The sequence below is a fragment of the Pseudomonas sp. LBUM1664 genome, from assembly GCF_059695895.1.
The window spans coordinates 3,108,890-3,125,976 of the sequence record NZ_CP166791.1 but is presented as its reverse complement, the minus strand read 5'-3'; the positions used below and the strand labels follow the sequence as shown (position 1 = coordinate 3,125,976).

Genomic DNA, 17,087 nt, shown 5'->3' with positions numbered 1-17,087 from the left:
AATCCTCAATCAGGCGAACACGATGCCCTCGCCTCCCACCTGAGCAAGCCCAACGCCAACCAGGGTGACGGAACTGTCACCCACCTTGAGCAGCGTGTCGCTGCCCACCTGGGTCATGTGCTGGCTGTAGTCGTAATCCGCCCCGGCGCCTTCCACGCCGAGGAATACCAGTTTGTCGCCCGCATCATAACCGCTGATCCGGTCCTGGCCGAACGAGCCGTTGAACAGAAAGGTGTCGTTGCCGCCGCCGGACCGCATCACGTCATTGCCAGAACCGCCGACAAAGGTGTCGTTACCCACGCCGCCCACCAGCACATCGTTGCCGCCCTGGCCGAAGAGCCAGTCGCCCGTGGCCCGCGCCGTCAACGTGTCGTCAGCCGCGCTGCCTTTGACCGATGATGCATACGCCGTCAGGTTGCTCCCTGAGACCAGACCGCCGGCGGTGACGCTGTGGCTCACTTCGTTCTTTAACAGCCCCCAGAACAATCCCGGCTCCTTACTGACAAGGGTGCCGATGTCGTGGGTGATACTGATCGCGCCCTGGGCATCGCGCACGTACAGCGTCCCGGCTCCGTCATGGGCGAAGCTGAAGTCTTTCACGGACTTCTGCAATTGCAGGCTGTTGCTGCCCTGCCCGCCCAATATCACGTTGTAGCCGCCGCTGTCGCGGAAGGTATCGTTGCCGGCGCGACCTTCCAGGTAATCGCTGCCCTGACCGCCCTGGATCAGGTCATCTTTGTCGCTGCCGATGATGAAGGTGCTGCCCGTATGGGTTTCGGCGTTGCGATTGAGGTCCTGCACCCACGTCTTGCTGCGCGCCGGGTCCGACAGGTTGGCGACGATGATGGTGGAGTCCTTTTCGGTGAGGTCGTAGAACGCCGAGTCCATGATCCGTCCCATGCCATCGCCGTAACCAAAGGGCAGATGGGAAACCCAGGTGGGAATGTTGAGAATGGAAAACGGCAGCACGTTCCAGGTTGCCGAGGCGTAATGGTCATTGAAGCTGACAATGTTGTTGGTGGCCGATTCCTGCGGTGCATCGTGCACACCCAGAGATGACGCATTGAACGTCGAACCGTCCAGCACCCGGAACACCGGATCGTTTTCATAGCCGATGTTCAACACCTTGTCGGTGCTGCTCTGGGTTGGCGATGCATAGGCGATGTAATTGGCGCTGTCATAGAATCCAGACCACTTGCTGGAGCTCAAGTCCGCCAGGCTGTTGACCGCCAGCCCGCCCAGGCTGTGGCCGCTGACCAGCACGTCCTGGCCCGTCAAACCGTGGGCCTGGGCAAACGTCGCGACGTCCCCGAGCAAGTTGCCAAAGGCTTCGCCGACGTAGTTCTTCGCATAATCCTTTGGCCCAAAAGCGGCCAGCAAATCGCTGATCGCGTCGCCAATGGAATCAATGATCAGGTTCTCCCGCGGGCCGCTGGTGCCACGAAATGAAATCCCGATTTCCGTCAGTTGCCCGTCGGCGTCGTACTTGCCGAGGATCTCCACCTGCGCGGTGGTGTAGCCGGCCTTCTCGCCAAAGAAGGTCCCCCGGGCATCCACCTTGCCGGTGTAACCCAGTTGCGACGCACTGATAGGCGTCCAGCCGGCCTCTTGCACCGCTTCCAGGGCGAGCTTCTCCGAATCAGGGTTCCATGGCACGCCGGGGATCACCCCTTGCGAATCGGTGCCGCCCAGCAATGCCGTCACCAGGGTCGCCGGAAGGCCGGCACCGAAGCCGTTCTGCTGATACCCGGCGGCAAAGCCGTTATCGAGGTTGTGGTAGGAATACAACATGATTGCCATCGCATCGCTGACCAATGCTTTGGACTCAGTGGTACCGAGGTTCTTGTAGTCGTAAATACCCATGGTTGTTGCTCTCTTTTTGTTGTTGGAATGCTAAACCGGGTGGTAGAGGCCTCTGTGGCGAGGGAGCCAGGTCAAATCATTGAGTGATAAACGCTTCATCCACCTTCGCCAGGTCCTGCGCCCCCAGGGTGCCGGCGTAGTAATGCAGTTTGGTCCAGGCCATGAGGTAGTCGTAGCGCGCCTGGGCCAAGTCGCGGCGGGTGGTGTAGAGCTGTTGTTCGGCGTTGAGCGCATCGAGGTTGACCCGCTCGCCGCCAAGGATGCTTTGCCGGGTCGACACCACCAGCGCTTCGGCGGAGGAAAGGGCTTTCTGATAGGCCCGCAGTTTGTTCACCCCCGACGCGCAGGCGCTGAACTGACGGCGCAGTTCGATCAGGGTTTCGCGGGTCTTGGCGTCCAGCTCGTACTCGGCCTGTTCCATGTTGCGACTGGCCTGGCGGGTCGCCGCCGAGACCCCGCCACCGGCGTACAGCGGCACGCTGACTTCCAGGCCGATGGTGTTGGTATCGTAGCGTTGGTTATAGGTGTTGCCGCTTTCTGATTCGTTCTGGCGCATCGTCGCGTAGGCGCTGACTTTAGGCAGGTGCCCGGCGCGGTTGCGTTCGACTTCAAAACGCGCCACGTCCACGGCCTGACGTTGGGAGGCCAAGTTTGGGTTGTTACTCACCGCCAGTTCGTGCCAGGTGTCGAAACTGGCCGGTTGCAGGGTGAACGTCTGGAAGGTTTCGTTCAGGGGCGCCAGGTCGCCGATATCCAGGGCCGGGACGCCAATCAGCGCGCCAAGCTCGCGCAGCGACGCGTCCTGCTCATCGCGCGCCTCGATTTCTTCGGCAGTTGCCAGTTCATAACGCGACTCGGCCTCGAGGATATCGGTGCGCGTGCCTTCGCCCTGGCGGAACAGATGCTCGTTCTGCCGGAACTGTTGCTCAAAGGCTTTTTTCTTGGCCTGGGCGATGTCGATCTGGTCTTGGGCGAACAACGCCTGGGTGTAATAGCTCAGCACCCGCACCAGTAACTCCTGGCTCTTGCCACGAAAACTTTCATCGGCAAACAGCGCCTGCGCCACACCTTTGCGATAAGCCGCATACGCCTCGTAGTCCAGCAGCGGTTGTTGCAGGGTCAGGCTGGAGCCGTAGCTGCTGTAGTTGCGATCATCGTGCTGGCTGGCGCCGCGATCATTGAGGTAAGTGACCTTGGATTGGTTGCGGCCCTTGTTGTAGCTGTAACCCAGGTGCGGCAACAATCCGGCGCGGCCAATGGCGCGGTTCTCCAGACCCGCATCGCGCTCCTTGATCGCGCCCAGATAAACCGGGTCGTTGCGCAAAGCCTGTTCATAAACCTCGAACGGCCCCATGGCCCAAACGTTGTTGCAGACAGCCGCCAGCGCGGCGAGCCAATAAAAGCGCTTCATACCAGCGACATCCTTATTCTTCAGTCAACGCAGAGCCGGCTCGGTCGAGCAGCGGTTTGAACAGGTAGTTGAGGAGCGAGCGCTCACCCGTGCGCACGAACATCTGTGCCGGCATTCCAGGCTTGATCACCAGGCCGTTGAGCTTTTCCATCGCCACGTCGCTGACACTGCTGCGCAGCACGTAATACGGCGTGCCGGTCTTTTCATCGATCATCTGGTCAGCGGAAACCAGGCTGACCTCACCCGGCACCCTCGGTGTGCGGTTCTGGTTGAAGGCGGTGAACAGGATGTCCACCGGCAAATGGGTGCCAACCTTGTCGATCAGGTTCACCGGCAGGTGCCCTTCCACTTCCAGCCGCGTGCCTTGGGGCACGATTTCCAGCAAGGTGTCGCCCTGGCGCACCACGGCACCCTCGGTATGCACGCCGAGGTTGACGGCGATGCCGTCGGCGGTGGCGAGGATTTCGCTGTGTTGCAGCTCGAAGCCGGCCGACGTCAGTTGCTGTTGCAGGGTTTCGCTCTTGAGCTGGACGTCGGCCAACTGGCTGCGCACTTCCTTCTGATATTCCTCGTTGTGTTGTTGCAGCCGCAGGCGAGACTCGACGATCCCCTGCTCCACCCGGCCACTTTCGCCACTGTTCTGCGCCAGTTCCTGCTGCACTTGCGAGAGTTGGCGTTGATAGTCCAGCAAGCGGTTGCGCGGGATGTAACCGTTGTCCGCCAAGGGTTGCAGGTTGCCCAGCTGCAGGCGCAGGGATTGGGCTTGGGCGGTCAAGTCGCTGCGGGCCCTACGCATGCCCGCCAGTTGCGCCGTGGCGCCTTCGATGCTGGCGCGCAATGCGGCCTGCTCCCGGGCGAACGCTTCGCGACGGCTGCTGAACAGTTGCCGCTGGCCTTCGAGCACCAGGGCCAGGCGTGGGTCGGGGTCGCGGCTCAACTCAGCCGGGAAACTCACTTGGCCGAGGTTGTCCCGCTCGCTTTGCCAGCGCGCCAGGCTGGCCCAGGCCATCCGGTACTGGGCTTGCAGCGATTGCACATCAGCCGCCGCCTGGGTCTGGTCCAGGCGAAATAGCGGCTGGCCCAGCTTCACCGCCTCGCCTTCACGCACCAGGATCCGGTTGATCACGCCGCTGCTCATCGATTGCACGGCCTTGCGCTTGCCTGAGACCACCACCGTGCTCTGCACCGCAATGCCCTGGTCCAACGGCGCCAGACTGGCCCAGGTGAAGAAACTGCCCGCGCCGATGATCGCCAGTGCCCACCCCATGCGGGTGAAGAAACGGGCATCACGCTCCGGACGCTCGAGGTTTTCAGAGTGTTCGAGGTTCATGTCGTGATCCTTGCTCATACGCTGCCGGGCTTGCTGGCCGCCTGGTATTGGCGACTCATGCTCAGTCCGTTGGGCGCTGCCTGGGGTTTGTCCGATTGGCCGGACAGCGCCCGCAGCACCTCCTGGCTCGGGCCAAAGGCCTGTAGCCGGCCTTCGTTGAGCACCAGCAGCTTGTCGGCCTGGGCCAGGGCCGAGGAGCGATGGGTGACCAGCACAACGCTGGTACCCTGGGCCTTCATCTGCGCAATGGCGCTGGCCAGCGCCGCCTCGCCGACCGTGTCGAGGTTGGAGTTGGGCTCGTCGAGCACCACCAGGCTCGGTCGGCCGTACATCGCCCGCGCCAGGGCAACCCGTTGTTTCTGGCCGCCCGACAAACCACTGCCGTCCTCCCCCAGCACCGTGTCGTAGCCTTGGGGCATGCGCAGGATCAGCTCATGCACGCCGGCCTGTTGCGCGGCGGCGACGATCTTTTGCGGGTCGGTTTCGCGAAACCTCGCGATGTTCTCGGCGATGCTGCCACTGAACAGCTCGATGTCTTGGGGCAGATAGCCGATATGCGGGCCAAGCTGCTCGCGGTTCCAGCGATGGATGTCGGCGCCATCGAGCCGCACCGTGCCAGCGAGGATGGGCCACACCCCCACCATCACGCGGGCCAAGGTGGATTTGCCGGAACCCGAAGCGCCCAGTACCCCAAGCACTTCCCCGGCACCGAGGCTGAAACCGAGTTGATGCAGCGTCGCATTGCGTTGCCCAGGCGGGCCGGCGCTGACCTGTTCGAAGCTCACCTGGCCCTTGGGCGCCGGCAATGTCATTGCATCGTCCTGCGGCGGATAAGCCTGCAACAGCACATCGAGACGGCGATAGGCCAATTTGGCCGCGCTCCACTGCTTCCACACGGCAATCAACTGGTCGATGGGGCTCAGCACCCGGCCCATCAGGATCGAACCGGCAATCATCATCCCGGCGGTCATGTCGCCCTTGATCACCAGCAGTGCCCCCAACCCCAGCACCAGCGATTGCAGGCACAGGCGCAGGGTCTTACTCAGGGAACTGATCACCGCGCCGGTGTCACTGGCCCGGTTCTGCAGGCCAAGAAACCGCGAGTGCACGGCAAACCAGCGGCTGCGCAGCGCACCGAGCATACCCATGGCCTGGATGGTTTCGGCGTTGTGCAAATGGCTGGTGGCCAGTTGGCTGGACTGTTGCGAGTAAGCGCTCGCCTGGCCCAACGGTTTCTTGGTCATGACCTCGTTCAGGCAGGCCAGGCCGATGAGCAGCAGCGTGCCGACGGTGGCGAACACACCGAGCCAGACATTGAACAGATAGATCACCAGCAGATAGACCGGGAACCACGGTGCGTCGAAGAACGCGAATAACGCCGGCCCGGTGACAAATTGGCGGATATGGGTGAGGTCACCCAGGGACTGTCCAGCGTTGCCCTCGCCCTGGCGCAAATTACGCTCGAACGCGGCCCTGTACACCTGGAGGTTGAAGCGTCGCTCCAACTGGCTGCCGATGCGGATGACGATGACGCTGCGCACCATTTCCAGCAGTCCGATGAATACAAAGAACCCCACCACCATCAACGACAACATCACCAGGGTGGTTTCATTCTGTGAGGACAACCCGCGGTCATACACTTGGAGCATGTATATCGAAGGCGCAAGCATCAGGACGTTAATCAGCGCAGTAAAACAACCGACACTGAGCAAAATGTTTTTATAGTCGCCCAGCGCTTTAAATAACGGCACCGCGACAGTGCCCCTAACTTTTGTCATGAATTTTCCTGCTGTTGGCTTCGCCGGGTGCCCGGCTGTTATGCACTACCAATCTTTAATAATTAAATCGGACAATGCCGATGTGCACGCCTGAGCAAACATACGCGCCTTACCCTTATGCAAATGTAACAATTTGTTAACGATTGCTTTGCGGTTTGCTTCGTTCAAGCCTAAGTATCAAACCGGATTTCAACGTGACCTGATAATGATGTTCGTGGCGCAGCCCCAGGTGAACTCTGGAGTTCTGTTTGCCGATCAGGGAAAGACCATCGGGTTCGGTAAACCAATGGACCGGCTCATCCCCCAGCCAGTGGCCCAGGCAATCGGTTTGCCCACCCAAGGTCTGGTCCGCCCTGAGCTCGACAAGGCAAGTGTTGGACGGCTTTTCTTGCAATGCCTGGGCTTGCGTATTTTCCTTCGGATCCGATAGCACGGCCTGCCACTGACCGGCCAACTGTGAGGGTTCTGCTAACAACAGGCTGCGCGCCATGGCGACTTCTCCGGAAAACATCATCAGCGTAGCGAGTAGCCAGGCGGTTGCCTGGGCGCTACGGGGCATAAAAGCGCTACTCATTTATCTAATCCTGACCGAGGGTCCCGTAGGCGCTGCCGCAGGCTGCGTTTTTTTGATCTTTTGCTTGAGACTCAATTGTCTGGGGCAAAGATCGCAGCCTCGCTTCGCTCGGCAGCTCCTACCGGGATCGAGCTATCAGGCCACGATGTCCGAAACCGCTGCCTGGCCCACGGTGCTGACCAGGAAATCAGCCACGCCGTGCCCGGAGAAGTCCACCGACAGCAAGCTGTTACCGCCCGATGTCGACAGCACCGCATCGCCCGACGCACCGGTGAACGCGTTCACAAAGTGCAGCCCTGCGCCCTGGGTGATCCCGGTCAGGTCGATCTTGTCCAGGCCACTGACGAAGTCGAGGATCTGATCCGTCGTCCCAGGCCGCGAGTCGGAACTGGCGGCGAACACGAAGGTATCCGAACCCGAACCGCCCCACAGTTTGTCTGCACCGCCGGCACCCCAGAGGATATCGTTGCCCGCACCCCCCTTGAGCTCGTTGACCACCGAGTTACCGATCAAAAGATCGCTGCCCGACCCGCCGGTGGCGTTTTCGACGATCGCGCCCTTGGCGATGGACACGTTGCCTACCATGCCGCCAATATCGGAGAACGAGGCGTCATTGAGGTTGATTTTCTGGTTTTGGGTAAACCCGGAGAAGTCCAGGGTGTCGCGACCACCCGCGTCCCAAACCGAAAACACGACTTTGTCCGAGGACGAGGATGCGCTAAGGAAGTCGCGACCGGTATTGGAGTTGAAACCATAGGTCGTGTCGCCGGTTCGGGTACTGGCGTTAGCCCCGTAGAGCTTCTGGATGGCTGCGATGTCATCCATCAGCGGACCCGAGGCATAGGCTTCGACGCCGCCCTTGCTGAAGTTCTGGCTGGTGTTGCTTTCACTCCAGTAGCTCATGACGCTGTAGCCGCGAGTGTCCTGGCCATAAGTGGCGTCATCGTAGGTCGGGCTGCCTTCGCCGGCGTTGTAGTCGCCGGGGTGCGCCAGGCCCAGGGTGTGGCCGATTTCATGGGTGAGGGTCTGGCGACCGTAGTTGTTCAGATCCGGATTCTTGTTCTGGGTGTAGCTGCTGTTGATCAGGTACCACGACGTTCCGTCGTAACCGGCACCGGTCCCTGGCAAGTAAGCAAACGCCGCCGCGCCATCCTGACCACCGCTGTAGTTGCCGAAGGTCATGTGGCCATCGCCGCCACTGGCCTTTTCGGTGAAGGTGACGTTGGCTACGTCCGCCCAGGACTGCATGGCCAGGAACGCCTGGCCTTTCTGCTGGGCGCTGAACTGGCTGAAACCGCTGATCCCGTGTTTGTTCATGGTGCTTGAGGAGGCGGAAGTCAGCAAAGTGTAGGTCAGCTCGATCTTGCCGCTGCCGTCCCGGTCCTGATAAGCCGCGCCGTCGCGCAGCAATTGGGTGGCCGCCTCGTCGACGGAATACGACGGTTTGCCGTTGACGGTCAGATCACCGCCGCGATCATATTGGTGGCTGAAACTATTGATCTGATTGAATGCATTGCTGGAAGCCGCCCAGGGTTGCGGCGCCCAAAGGAGTTGCTCGGATGAATCAATAGCGTTGGTTTTGACTTTCGACATAAACACACTTCCTTGTTTGCAATGGAACAGTTTTTGTCAGACAGACAATCTCTGGCGAGATCGTCCTATCACTCGCCCACTGAGGACGTAACAACGCTGACACAATTCGAAATCAAACGTCTAGCGTTTTTTTCGGACCAACTAGACGGTTAATTTGTTAGCGTCCATGAACAACGGGTGTCGCCCCGTTAATACAGGCATTTAATTAGTAGCCTTAAAGATTGTCGGACAAAACTCTATTTAAATATTAAATATCGATGAGTGCCGATGTGTGCACGGTGCCGCACTTTCGCCAACTAAGTGCCAGCGAAACGCTATTAATCAATTGGACTAATCCTCTGCGTTTTTGCCCCCGCACACTTCCCGCAGGCAGCCTCGAAACCAACGATGGACAGGATCGGCATCCATTCGGGGATGCCAAAGCATGGAAATGGTGAATTCAGGCATCGAAAACGGCAGCGCAAAACTGTGCATACCCATGCGCAGGTTGGCTGTGTAGCGTTCAGGGACGCTGGCGATCAAGTCGCTGGATCGGGCTAGCGCAAGCGCAGTGGAAAACCCCGGGACGGTGGTCACGATTTCCCGCATAAGATCCATTGGTCCTAGCGTCTGGTCGACGGGGCCATAATCGGGGCCGCGCAGGGAAATACCGATGTGGCCGCCTGCGAGGTACGCAGCGGTGGTCACCTCTACTTGGCTCAGCGGGTGTCCCGAGCGCACCACGCCGATGACGCGGTCGCCAAACAACGCCTGCGTTCGCAGTTCCGGGCTGGTGCTTTCGTCCACGACGGCGGTTTCCAGGTCCACGGTGCCTTCGCGCAATGCCGTACTGTTCCTGTCGGCCTTGTCCACAAACCGCAGCCGTATACCGGGCGCCTGCTCGCTGATGCGGGCAATCAGGTCGACCGCGAAGTTCTCCACGAACCCTTCGCGGGTACGCAGCGTAAAGACTCGGCTCAACCGCCGCAGGTCCGGGGCCTGCGCCGGTCGCAATACCGCCTGGGCGTCCTGCACCAGTTGACTGACCTGCTCGCGCAATTCCAGCGCGCGGGGTGTGGGCACCAGGCCCCGCCCCGCCCGTACCAACAGCGGATCGCCGGTGGTTTCACGTAAACGCGCCAGCGCCCGGCTCATGGCCGAAGGGCTGAGCCGCAGCCGCTGAGCGGCTCGGACCACGCTGCCTTCAGAGAGCAGCACATCAAGGGTGACCAGCAGATTGAGGTCAGGTGTAGACATTGTCGGGCCCTGGCTTGAATAGATGGCGTTATATGCAGCTATAACATGCAAACGATGCGTCTTCCGCCATGTTATGCCTGGGCGTAAGGTTCTGATAGCTCCGCTTTGGGAGCTGCAGACAGAGCGCATACGATGAAACCTGCTAACACAGAACAGAGCCTGCCGACGGCAACAGACGAAGAACGGGCCTTATCACCACGCGGGGCCCTGGCCAGCCTTTCGCTCTCGACGCTGCTGGCCTCCCTGGGCGCCAGTGTCGCCACGGTGGGCTTGCCGACGCTGGCTCAGGCGTTCGATGCCTCTTTTCAAGCGGTGCAATGGGTGGTGCTGGCCTATTTGCTGGCGATTACCACGCTGATTGTCAGCGTCGGGAAACTGGGTGATCTGATAGGACGTCGCAAGTTGCTCTTGGCCGGGGTTCTGCTGTTCACCCTCGCCTCAGCCCTGTGCGGCCTGGCGTCCTCGCTTTGGCTGTTAATCGCGGGGCGGGCGCTGCAAGGCCTGGGCGCAGCCATCATGATGACGCTGACCCTGGCCCTGGCCGGCGAAACGGTCAACAAGGAAAAGACTGGCAGCGCCATGGGGCTGCTGGCCACGCTATCGGCGGTGGGCACCGCGCTTGGGCCGTCCTTGGGGGGTGCATTGATCACCGGGTTCGGCTGGCAATCGTTGTTCCTGATCAACGTTCCCCTTGGGCTGCTGACGTTTTTGCTGGCCTGGCGCTCACTGCCCGCCCGGCAACCGGTGGCGAAGGTCGAGAGAACCCGCTTCGATGTCATGGGCACATTGCTGTTATCGGCAACGCTCACCGCCTATGCCTTGGCCATGACCTCGAAACTCGGGGACTTCGGCTGGTCGAATATCGCCCTGTTGCTGACAGCGATCCTGGGAGGTGGGCTATTCGTTCTGGCCCAGACCCGGGTAGCGTCGCCGCTGATCCCTTTGGCATTGTTTCGAGACCGCCTGCTGGTCTCGGGCCTGGCCACAAGCGCCCTGGTGGCGATGGTGATGATGGCAACGTTGCTGGTCGGCCCTTTTTATCTGTCCATCGCCCTCGGGCTGCCCGCGACGCTCGTAGGGCTGGTGTTGGCAGCGGGGCCTTCTGTCGCCGCGCTTGCCGGAGTACCTGCGGGTCGCTTGGCGGACCGCTTCGGCGTGCGCCCCATGCGGCTCGTCGGGCTGGCGATCATGGTCCTTGGCTGTCTGATGCTGTCGCTGGTATCACCTGCCCTTGGCATAGGCGGCTACGTCACGGCTGTCGTGGTAACAACCCTTGGCTACGCGCTCTTCCAGACGGCCAACAACACGGCGGTAATGGCCGATGTTGCCAACCACAGGCGTGGTGTCATCTCCGGGTTGCTCAATCTGTCACGCAATCTGGGCTTTTTTACCGGTGCGTCGGTTCTCGGCGCGGTATTCGCCTTCGGGATGGCGACGAATGACATCTCCACCGCTACCCCCGAAGCGGTGGCACATGGTCTGCACATCACCTATGCCGTCGCCTTGGCGATGATGGTCCTGGCACTGCTCATCGCCCTGAAATGCCGCGTCCCAGAGGCGTTGAGTGAACATCAGGAAACTGCATGAGATGGATGGTGGCGTTCTGGGCATTACTGCTTAAGTCGTGATGCAGATCAAAAAAAGTGAACCAATCGCAAAACGGACTGAAAAAAGCCACATGACTTTCATTATCAGGTGCTACTTTTAGTTCTCACTGGTAGAGCCATGATGGCTCTTCCTTCCTGACATGAGCAAAAGGAAGCGCTTGATTGAAGAAGGTGGGCAACTCATGAATAAAGGGTCTTTCAGCAAGGTTACCTTCCCTAACGCCTGCCAGTTGATGCGCTGGCACTTCCATCCAATGGGATTTGAAGCCAGCATGGACGCACCAGGCAGTATGGTCGCCCGATTGTTTGATCGTGCCAGCGGCGAGACCATGATCGCTATTGCAGGCATCCCCTGCGCGACCGTGATGAACGCTCCGGACGTGGAGCGAATAATTGAAGCAGTGGAGGCCGAGCTGGAAGCCTTTGTGCCACCGGTTGGTTTGCGACGGTTTGCTTCCTGAAGAAAAAAGCCCACTTCTGTGGGCTTTTTTGTGGGTAATGGTTTTGCACGCGGTGTTTGCAACAAGCTTGCTTCAACCGTGGGCACGGCGATGGTCGGCGAAGAACGGTTTGCCCGTCCCGATACGGTCCGACGCTTTAGGCGCATGGGCGGCCTGGTTGTCCTGGCCGTCGACGTACCAGTAACAATGCTGAACGGCGCGGGTGATACCCACGTACGCCAGGCGCAGGATCTCGTCCTTTTGCGCAGTGTCGTAGGGTTCAGCATCGCCATCCTGGCCCAACCCGGCCATTCGATAGACCTGATTCTTATAGGGTGAGCTGGTCAAATGCTGGCAGTCGCCCAGCAAAAACACGGCATCGGCCTGAAGCCCCTTGGCGCTGTGGTAGGTCATTTGCCTGAGACGTCGCGCTGCGTAAGGCAAGCTAGAATCAACATTAACTATTGATTGAATATGTTTTTCAATCAATAGCTTATAGCTACTTTTTCGATACAGCATCAAGATTGAATCGCCCTGGCGGTAGTGCTCGTCCAGTCGTCGCGCCAGGCCTTCGTCGTCTCGGTCCAGCACGTTGACCGGGTTCAGCGCCCGAGGCTTGCCGCTGGCCTTGGCCTTTTTGCCAGGGATAGCCGCAGCCGCGCGGACGATATGCTCGGCCGCATCAATGATGTGCTGATGGCTGCGGTAGTTGTCGGTCAGCATCACCCGGGTAGTGGCCGGCGACGGGAATTGCTTATTGAACCCCATGAAATAGCTCGGGGAACTGCCACGCCAGCCATAGATCGATTGCCAATCGTCACCGACACACAGCAAGGACGAGCGTTGGGCCCCGCGCCCCACGTGCATGGCAGGACCACGGCTGCGCACTTCCCGAAGGCTTGCACGAAGCCATGAGACGATCTGCGGCGAAACGTCCTGGAACTCGTCGATCATCAGGTGCGATAAGGGCCTGAGCAGTGCATCGCCAAGCAATTTGAAATTTTCCGGTGAATGCTCGCTGAATAACGCGAACATCCGGTTGTAGGTCATGATTGGCGGCGACTGATCGAGCAAATGGTCTTCAAATGCCCGCCAATAGCGGCTTAATGCCTCGAAGAAATACCGATCCGGATCATCCTGGGCAAAACACATCCGGCCCACCGCATCTGGAACGTCCAGGCCAAGGTTCTCGATAAAACCCGCTGCCGCGACGAAACAATCCAGCAACGGTGCCGCCCCTAGCTCACCCTTGACCTTGTAGTCGAACCCGGGGCCGGCGCTGGCATCCCCGGCCAGCGAGGCCAAAACACGTTTTGAGGTTTCGTAACTTTCGAGCCATATCATTGGCTTACGACAGAAAGCTTGAAACAGTGTGCGCTTTACTGCCCATTCCGCTCGGATACTCAGCTTGGCGCCTGGGCGACTGAGCCGCGCATCTTCCCGCGGATCGAAACCCAGCATCACCCATGCGTCCAGGGACGCAATGTAGCCGTGACAGTGAAACCTCGACCCGTTGATCTCAAATGTCTGGCGCTTGGGCTCAATGCCTTTGATCGGCCAGGCACCCGCGCGAAACCACAGGTCTTCAATCCCATCGCACAGCGCTTCGTCGCGCTGGGCCGCCAGCTCGGTCACTGCTACCCGTTTTTGCACATCCGGGTGATCGCGCTCCAATTCCTTAAGCTGCAAGGCATGCCGGGACAACGGTTTGATCAACTCACGGAAACGCTCGTCGCGCTGGTAAAGGCTGTGGTAACAGGCATTGAGCTGCTGGCGCTGAGCATCATTGATGCGTAAGTCGAAGGGGTTGCTCTGGGCGTCGTCATCGCCCGGCTCAGCGCGATGGCTCAGGGTCTCGAAAGCCTGGAGCCGCTCAAATCCGGGCAGGCTGCGCACCATGGGCAGGATACGCGAGTGGAACGTGCGCACCAGGTCACGGGCTTCCTTGAGGCTGACCGTTCGCCCCCACAGCGCGAACACTTCGATCAATTTGTGGATGAAATCCTTGCGCGACTCCCGGGTAAACGTCACCACGGTCATCGAGTCCAGTTCAAAACCCAGGTAATGGGACAACAGTACAATGCGCAGCACCAGGGTCGTGGATTTGCCCGCACCCGCACCGGCCACGACTGAGGTCGACGGCGTATCGCTGAAAATCATCTTCCATTGCGCGGCGCTGGGCTGTGCATGTGCTGGCAGCAAGCGGGCGACGTCCGCCTTGACGCGCTTCTTCAGTTCAGCGGTCAACGGTAGGCGCCAGTCGTCGAACAACAGGTCATCGACCTTCGGTGCAGGGTGTTCCGTACTGCGCGAGTCACGGATTAACAGGACCTGGCGGCCCTCTTCCAGCCCTTCGCTCCTGCCTTCTTTATAGCCGTAGTCAAAACCGGCGGTATGACCGCTGCGAAAGCCATCGGCCTGACCGTGCAGCCAGGACGCGCGATGCTGGGCTCGCAGGCGCGTCAGGCCATGGCCAAAAAGCCGCGCGGCCAGGCGCTTGAGCAGCGGCATCTGGGCCAGTGGCAAAAGTTCGGGGGGTAGATCGGGAGTGTGTTGCGACACGCTTGGAAACTCCGGTGTTCAGAACCATGGCGTCTATGGTGTCTGTATTTTTCACCAGGTTCCACCAAAAAGCTTATATGTCATAGGTTTAGGCGATGAAGTGAAAGCTGTATCCCGATTTTGTATCTAAATAGACGATAGGTGGGACGCATTTTTTACGCTTTTTATCGATGTTTAGCCCTAGGAGAATGGTTGATCAACCATCGCTTTCGCACTTGAATCTGCGAAGAGGGACACGAACATGCTCGAACTCAGACCGTTCACTTCCTTAGGCGCAGCCAATTTTGGCTGGCTGGATACGCACCTTCACTTTTCGTTCTCCGAATATCACGACCCAAAGCGCATGCACTGGGGCAACCTGCGGGTCTGGAACGATGATGTGATCGCCCCGGGCACGGGCTTTCCTCTACACCCGCATCGGGACATGGAAATCATCACCTATGTGCGCGAAGGCGCGATCAGCCATCAGGACAATCTGGGTAACAAGGGCCGGACAGAGGCCGGGGACGTGCAAGTCATGAGCGCCGGCACCGGGATCGCCCACAGCGAGTACAACCTGGAATCGACGCCTACACGCATTTTCCAGATATGGATCATCCCTAACGAAACGGGGCTGGCGCCTTCGTGGGGTGCCAAACCGTTCCCTAAAGGCTCGCGAGAAGGCTTTGTGACCCTGGCCAGTGGCAAGGCTGGCGATGACCAGAGCCTGCGCATCCGCGCCGATGCTCGAGTGGTGGCGGCCAACCTGAAGGCGGGAGAAAGCGTCGAGTATGTGCTGGAGACGGGACGTCGCGCCTATCTTGTACCGGCCACGGGTTCAATAGAAATCAATGGTTTGCGTGCCCAAGCTCGAGACGGCGTTGCGATAGAAGATGAACGGATATTGCGGGTGACCGCTATCGAGGACAGCGAAGTTGTCCTCGTAGACGCGACTTAAAGGCCTGCACTGCTTGTGTGGCGAGGGAGCGCGCTCCCTCGCCACAACTCTTTGTCACTTGCTGGAAATAGCACCATCCACCAGCGTCTGCGCCTCGACCACCAATTGCTTGAGGTGCTCATCGCCAATGAAACTCTCGGCGTAGATCTTGTAGATGTCCTCAGTCCCGGAAGGACGCGCCGCAAACCAACCGTTTTCGGTCATCACCTTAAGGCCGCCAATCGCCTGGTCATTGCCCGGCGCATGGCTGAGGATGCACTGGATCGTTTCCCCGGCCAGTTCGGTGGACGCCACCTGATCCGGCGACAGTTTGCTCAACAACGCCTTCTGCTGCGGGCTGGCCTTGGCATCGACGCGCACCGAGAACGGCTCACCCAGCTCATCGGTCAGGACGCGGTAGGCCTGGCTTGGGTCGCGACCGGTGCGAGCGGTCATTTCAGCCGCCAGCAGCGCCGGGATCAGGCCATCCTTGTCGGTGCTCCACACGCCGCCGTCCTTGCGCAGGAACGAGGCACCGGCACTTTCTTCGCCACCAAAGCCCAGTGAACCGTCGAACAAGCCGTCGGCAAACCACTTGAAGCCTACCGGTACCTCGTAGAGGCGGCGACCCAGGCGCTTGGCCACGCGATCGATCAGACCGCTGCTGACCACCGTCTTGCCTACGGCGGCATCGGCGCGCCATTGCGGACGGTTCTGGAACAGGTAATCGATGGACACCGCCAGATAGTTATTCGGCGCCAGCAGGCCGCCGGACGGCGTCACGATGCCATGGCGATCGTGGTCCGGATCGCAGGCGAAGGCGACGTCAAAACGCTCCTTCAGGCCGATCAGCCCTTGCATGGCGTGGCTGGAGGACGGGTCCATACGGATCTGCCCGTCCCAGTCGACGGTCATGAAGCGGAAGGTCGGGTCCACCTGGGTGTTGACCACTTCCAGGTCCAGACGGTAATGCTCAGCGATGGCCGGCCAATAGCGCACCCCCGCACCGCCCAATGGGTCGACGCCCAGGCGCAACCCGGAACTGCGGATGGCATCGAAATCGATGACATTGATCAGGTCCGCCACGTAAGTGTTGAGGTAGTCGTGACGGTGGGTGGTGTCGGCTTTCAGGGCCTGCTCATAACTGATGCGCTTGACGCCGACCAACTGGTTGGTCAGCAGTTCGTTGGCCTTGGCTTCGATCCATTTGGTGATATGGGTATCGGCCGGGCCACCGTTGGTAGGGTTGTACTTGTAGCCACCGCTTTGCGGCGGGTTGTGGGACGGTGTGATGACAATGCCGTCCGCCAGGCCCGTGGTGCGGCCACGGTTGTAGCAAAGAATGGCGTGGGAAATCGCAGGCGTCGGGGTGTATTCATCGCCCTCGGCGATCATCACGGTCACACCGTTGGCAGCGAACACTTCCAGTGCGCTGGCGCCCGCAGGAGTAGACAGCGCGTGAGTGTCGATCCCGACGAACAGCGGCCCGTTGATGCCTTGGGCTTCACGGTACAGGCAGATCGCCTGACTGATCGCCAGCACGTGCCATTCGTTGAATCCCAGATCGAAGGAACTGCCACGGTGACCGGAGGTGCCGAAAGCCACACGCTGGGTCGCAACCGAGGCATCGGGGCGGCCCGTGTAATAGGCCGTCACCAGTCGCGGGATATCGATCAACAACTCTGCCGGTGCCGGCTTGCCCGCAAATGGACTGACTGTCATGCAAAACCTCTGAATGGAGTGGCTCGGGAAATAATGTGCAGTTTACTGACAGTTC

At 60.0% G+C, this 17,087-nt stretch carries 12 protein-coding genes; 3 read left to right on the top strand and 9 right to left on the bottom strand.

The genetic code is table 11. The annotated features are described in order from the left end of the window. Positions 1–9: 9 nt before the first annotated feature. The 7 genes from ACA047_RS14500 to ACA047_RS14470 form a co-directional block, all read right to left on the bottom strand. Positions 10–1,863 carry a polyurethane esterase gene (locus ACA047_RS14500; RefSeq protein WP_497360086.1) on the bottom strand — a complete coding sequence of 618 codons (1,854 nt, stop codon included), beginning with the start codon at positions 1,861–1,863 and terminating at the stop codon, positions 10–12. Between the two features lie 76 nt (positions 1,864–1,939). Beyond that, complete coding sequence (locus tag ACA047_RS14495; protein ID WP_497360084.1) at positions 1,940–3,274, bottom strand: TolC family outer membrane protein; 1,335 nt, start codon at positions 3,272–3,274, stop codon at positions 1,940–1,942. Positions 3,275–3,287: 13 nt separating this feature from the next. Next, positions 3,288–4,622: an HlyD family type I secretion periplasmic adaptor subunit gene (locus ACA047_RS14490; protein WP_497360082.1), complete on the bottom strand. Its 1,335-nt coding sequence runs from the start codon at positions 4,620–4,622 to the stop codon at positions 3,288–3,290. After that, positions 4,619–6,382 (bottom strand): type I secretion system permease/ATPase, encoded by a 1,764-nt coding sequence (locus ACA047_RS14485; protein WP_497360080.1) that lies wholly within the window; start codon positions 6,380–6,382, stop codon positions 4,619–4,621. The genes ACA047_RS14490 and ACA047_RS14485 overlap by 4 nt, the downstream gene beginning before the upstream one ends. A 136-nt stretch (positions 6,383–6,518) precedes the next feature. Beyond that, positions 6,519–6,956 (bottom strand): AprI/Inh family metalloprotease inhibitor, encoded by a 438-nt coding sequence (locus tag ACA047_RS14480; RefSeq protein WP_497360078.1) that lies wholly within the window; start codon positions 6,954–6,956, stop codon positions 6,519–6,521. 135 nt (positions 6,957–7,091) lie between these two features. Beyond that, positions 7,092–8,549, bottom strand: coding sequence for a serralysin family metalloprotease (locus ACA047_RS14475; RefSeq protein WP_497360076.1), 1,458 nt, complete (start codon positions 8,547–8,549; stop codon positions 7,092–7,094). A gap of 330 nt (positions 8,550–8,879) precedes the next feature. After that, positions 8,880–9,785, bottom strand: coding sequence for a LysR family transcriptional regulator (locus ACA047_RS14470; protein WP_497360074.1), 906 nt, complete (start codon positions 9,783–9,785; stop codon positions 8,880–8,882). A 132-nt stretch (positions 9,786–9,917) separates the two neighbouring features. On the opposite strand from ACA047_RS14470, the gene ACA047_RS14465 reads away from it, so the two are divergent. Next, on the top strand, positions 9,918–11,372 hold the full coding sequence (locus tag ACA047_RS14465) for an MFS transporter (protein WP_497360072.1): 1,455 nt from the start codon (positions 9,918–9,920) through the stop codon (positions 11,370–11,372). A gap of 202 nt (positions 11,373–11,574) precedes the next feature. Then, positions 11,575–11,853, top strand: a complete 279-nt coding sequence (locus tag ACA047_RS14460) for a DUF1652 domain-containing protein (protein WP_003201764.1) — start codon at positions 11,575–11,577, stop codon at positions 11,851–11,853. Between the two features lie 72 nt (positions 11,854–11,925). On the opposite strand, the gene ACA047_RS14455 is transcribed toward ACA047_RS14460, so the two are convergent. Continuing rightward, positions 11,926–14,394, bottom strand: coding sequence for a UvrD-helicase domain-containing protein (locus ACA047_RS14455; protein WP_497360070.1), 2,469 nt, complete (start codon positions 14,392–14,394; stop codon positions 11,926–11,928). Positions 14,395–14,635: 241 nt separating this feature from the next. On the opposite strand from ACA047_RS14455, the gene ACA047_RS14450 reads away from it, so the two are divergent. Further along, positions 14,636–15,331, top strand: coding sequence for a pirin family protein (locus tag ACA047_RS14450; protein ID WP_497360068.1), 696 nt, complete (start codon positions 14,636–14,638; stop codon positions 15,329–15,331). 54 nt (positions 15,332–15,385) lie between these two features. On the opposite strand, the gene pgm is transcribed toward ACA047_RS14450, so the two are convergent. Next, positions 15,386–17,032 (bottom strand): phosphoglucomutase (alpha-D-glucose-1,6-bisphosphate-dependent), encoded by a 1,647-nt coding sequence (pgm, locus tag ACA047_RS14445; protein ID WP_497360066.1) that lies wholly within the window; start codon positions 17,030–17,032, stop codon positions 15,386–15,388. Positions 17,033–17,087 lie beyond the last annotated feature (55 nt).

Coding starts and splice junctions, on each gene's coding strand:
- ACA047_RS14500 (WP_497360086.1), bottom strand. CDS start 1,863: ATGGGTATTTACGACTACAAGAACCTCGGTACCACTGAGTCCAAAGCA.
- ACA047_RS14495 (WP_497360084.1), bottom strand. CDS start 3,274: ATGAAGCGCTTTTATTGGCTCGCCGCGCTGGCGGCTGTCTGCAACAAC.
- ACA047_RS14490 (WP_497360082.1), bottom strand. CDS start 4,622: ATGAGCAAGGATCACGACATGAACCTCGAACACTCTGAAAACCTCGAG.
- ACA047_RS14485 (WP_497360080.1), bottom strand. CDS start 6,382: ATGACAAAAGTTAGGGGCACTGTCGCGGTGCCGTTATTTAAAGCGCTG.
- ACA047_RS14480 (WP_497360078.1), bottom strand. CDS start 6,956: ATGAGTAGCGCTTTTATGCCCCGTAGCGCCCAGGCAACCGCCTGGCTA.
- ACA047_RS14475 (WP_497360076.1), bottom strand. CDS start 8,549: ATGTCGAAAGTCAAAACCAACGCTATTGATTCATCCGAGCAACTCCTT.
- ACA047_RS14470 (WP_497360074.1), bottom strand. CDS start 9,785: ATGTCTACACCTGACCTCAATCTGCTGGTCACCCTTGATGTGCTGCTC.
- ACA047_RS14465 (WP_497360072.1), top strand. CDS start 9,918: ATGAAACCTGCTAACACAGAACAGAGCCTGCCGACGGCAACAGACGAA.
- ACA047_RS14460 (WP_003201764.1), top strand. CDS start 11,575: ATGAATAAAGGGTCTTTCAGCAAGGTTACCTTCCCTAACGCCTGCCAG.
- ACA047_RS14450 (WP_497360068.1), top strand. CDS start 14,636: ATGCTCGAACTCAGACCGTTCACTTCCTTAGGCGCAGCCAATTTTGGC.
- pgm (WP_497360066.1), bottom strand. CDS start 17,032: ATGACAGTCAGTCCATTTGCGGGCAAGCCGGCACCGGCAGAGTTGTTG.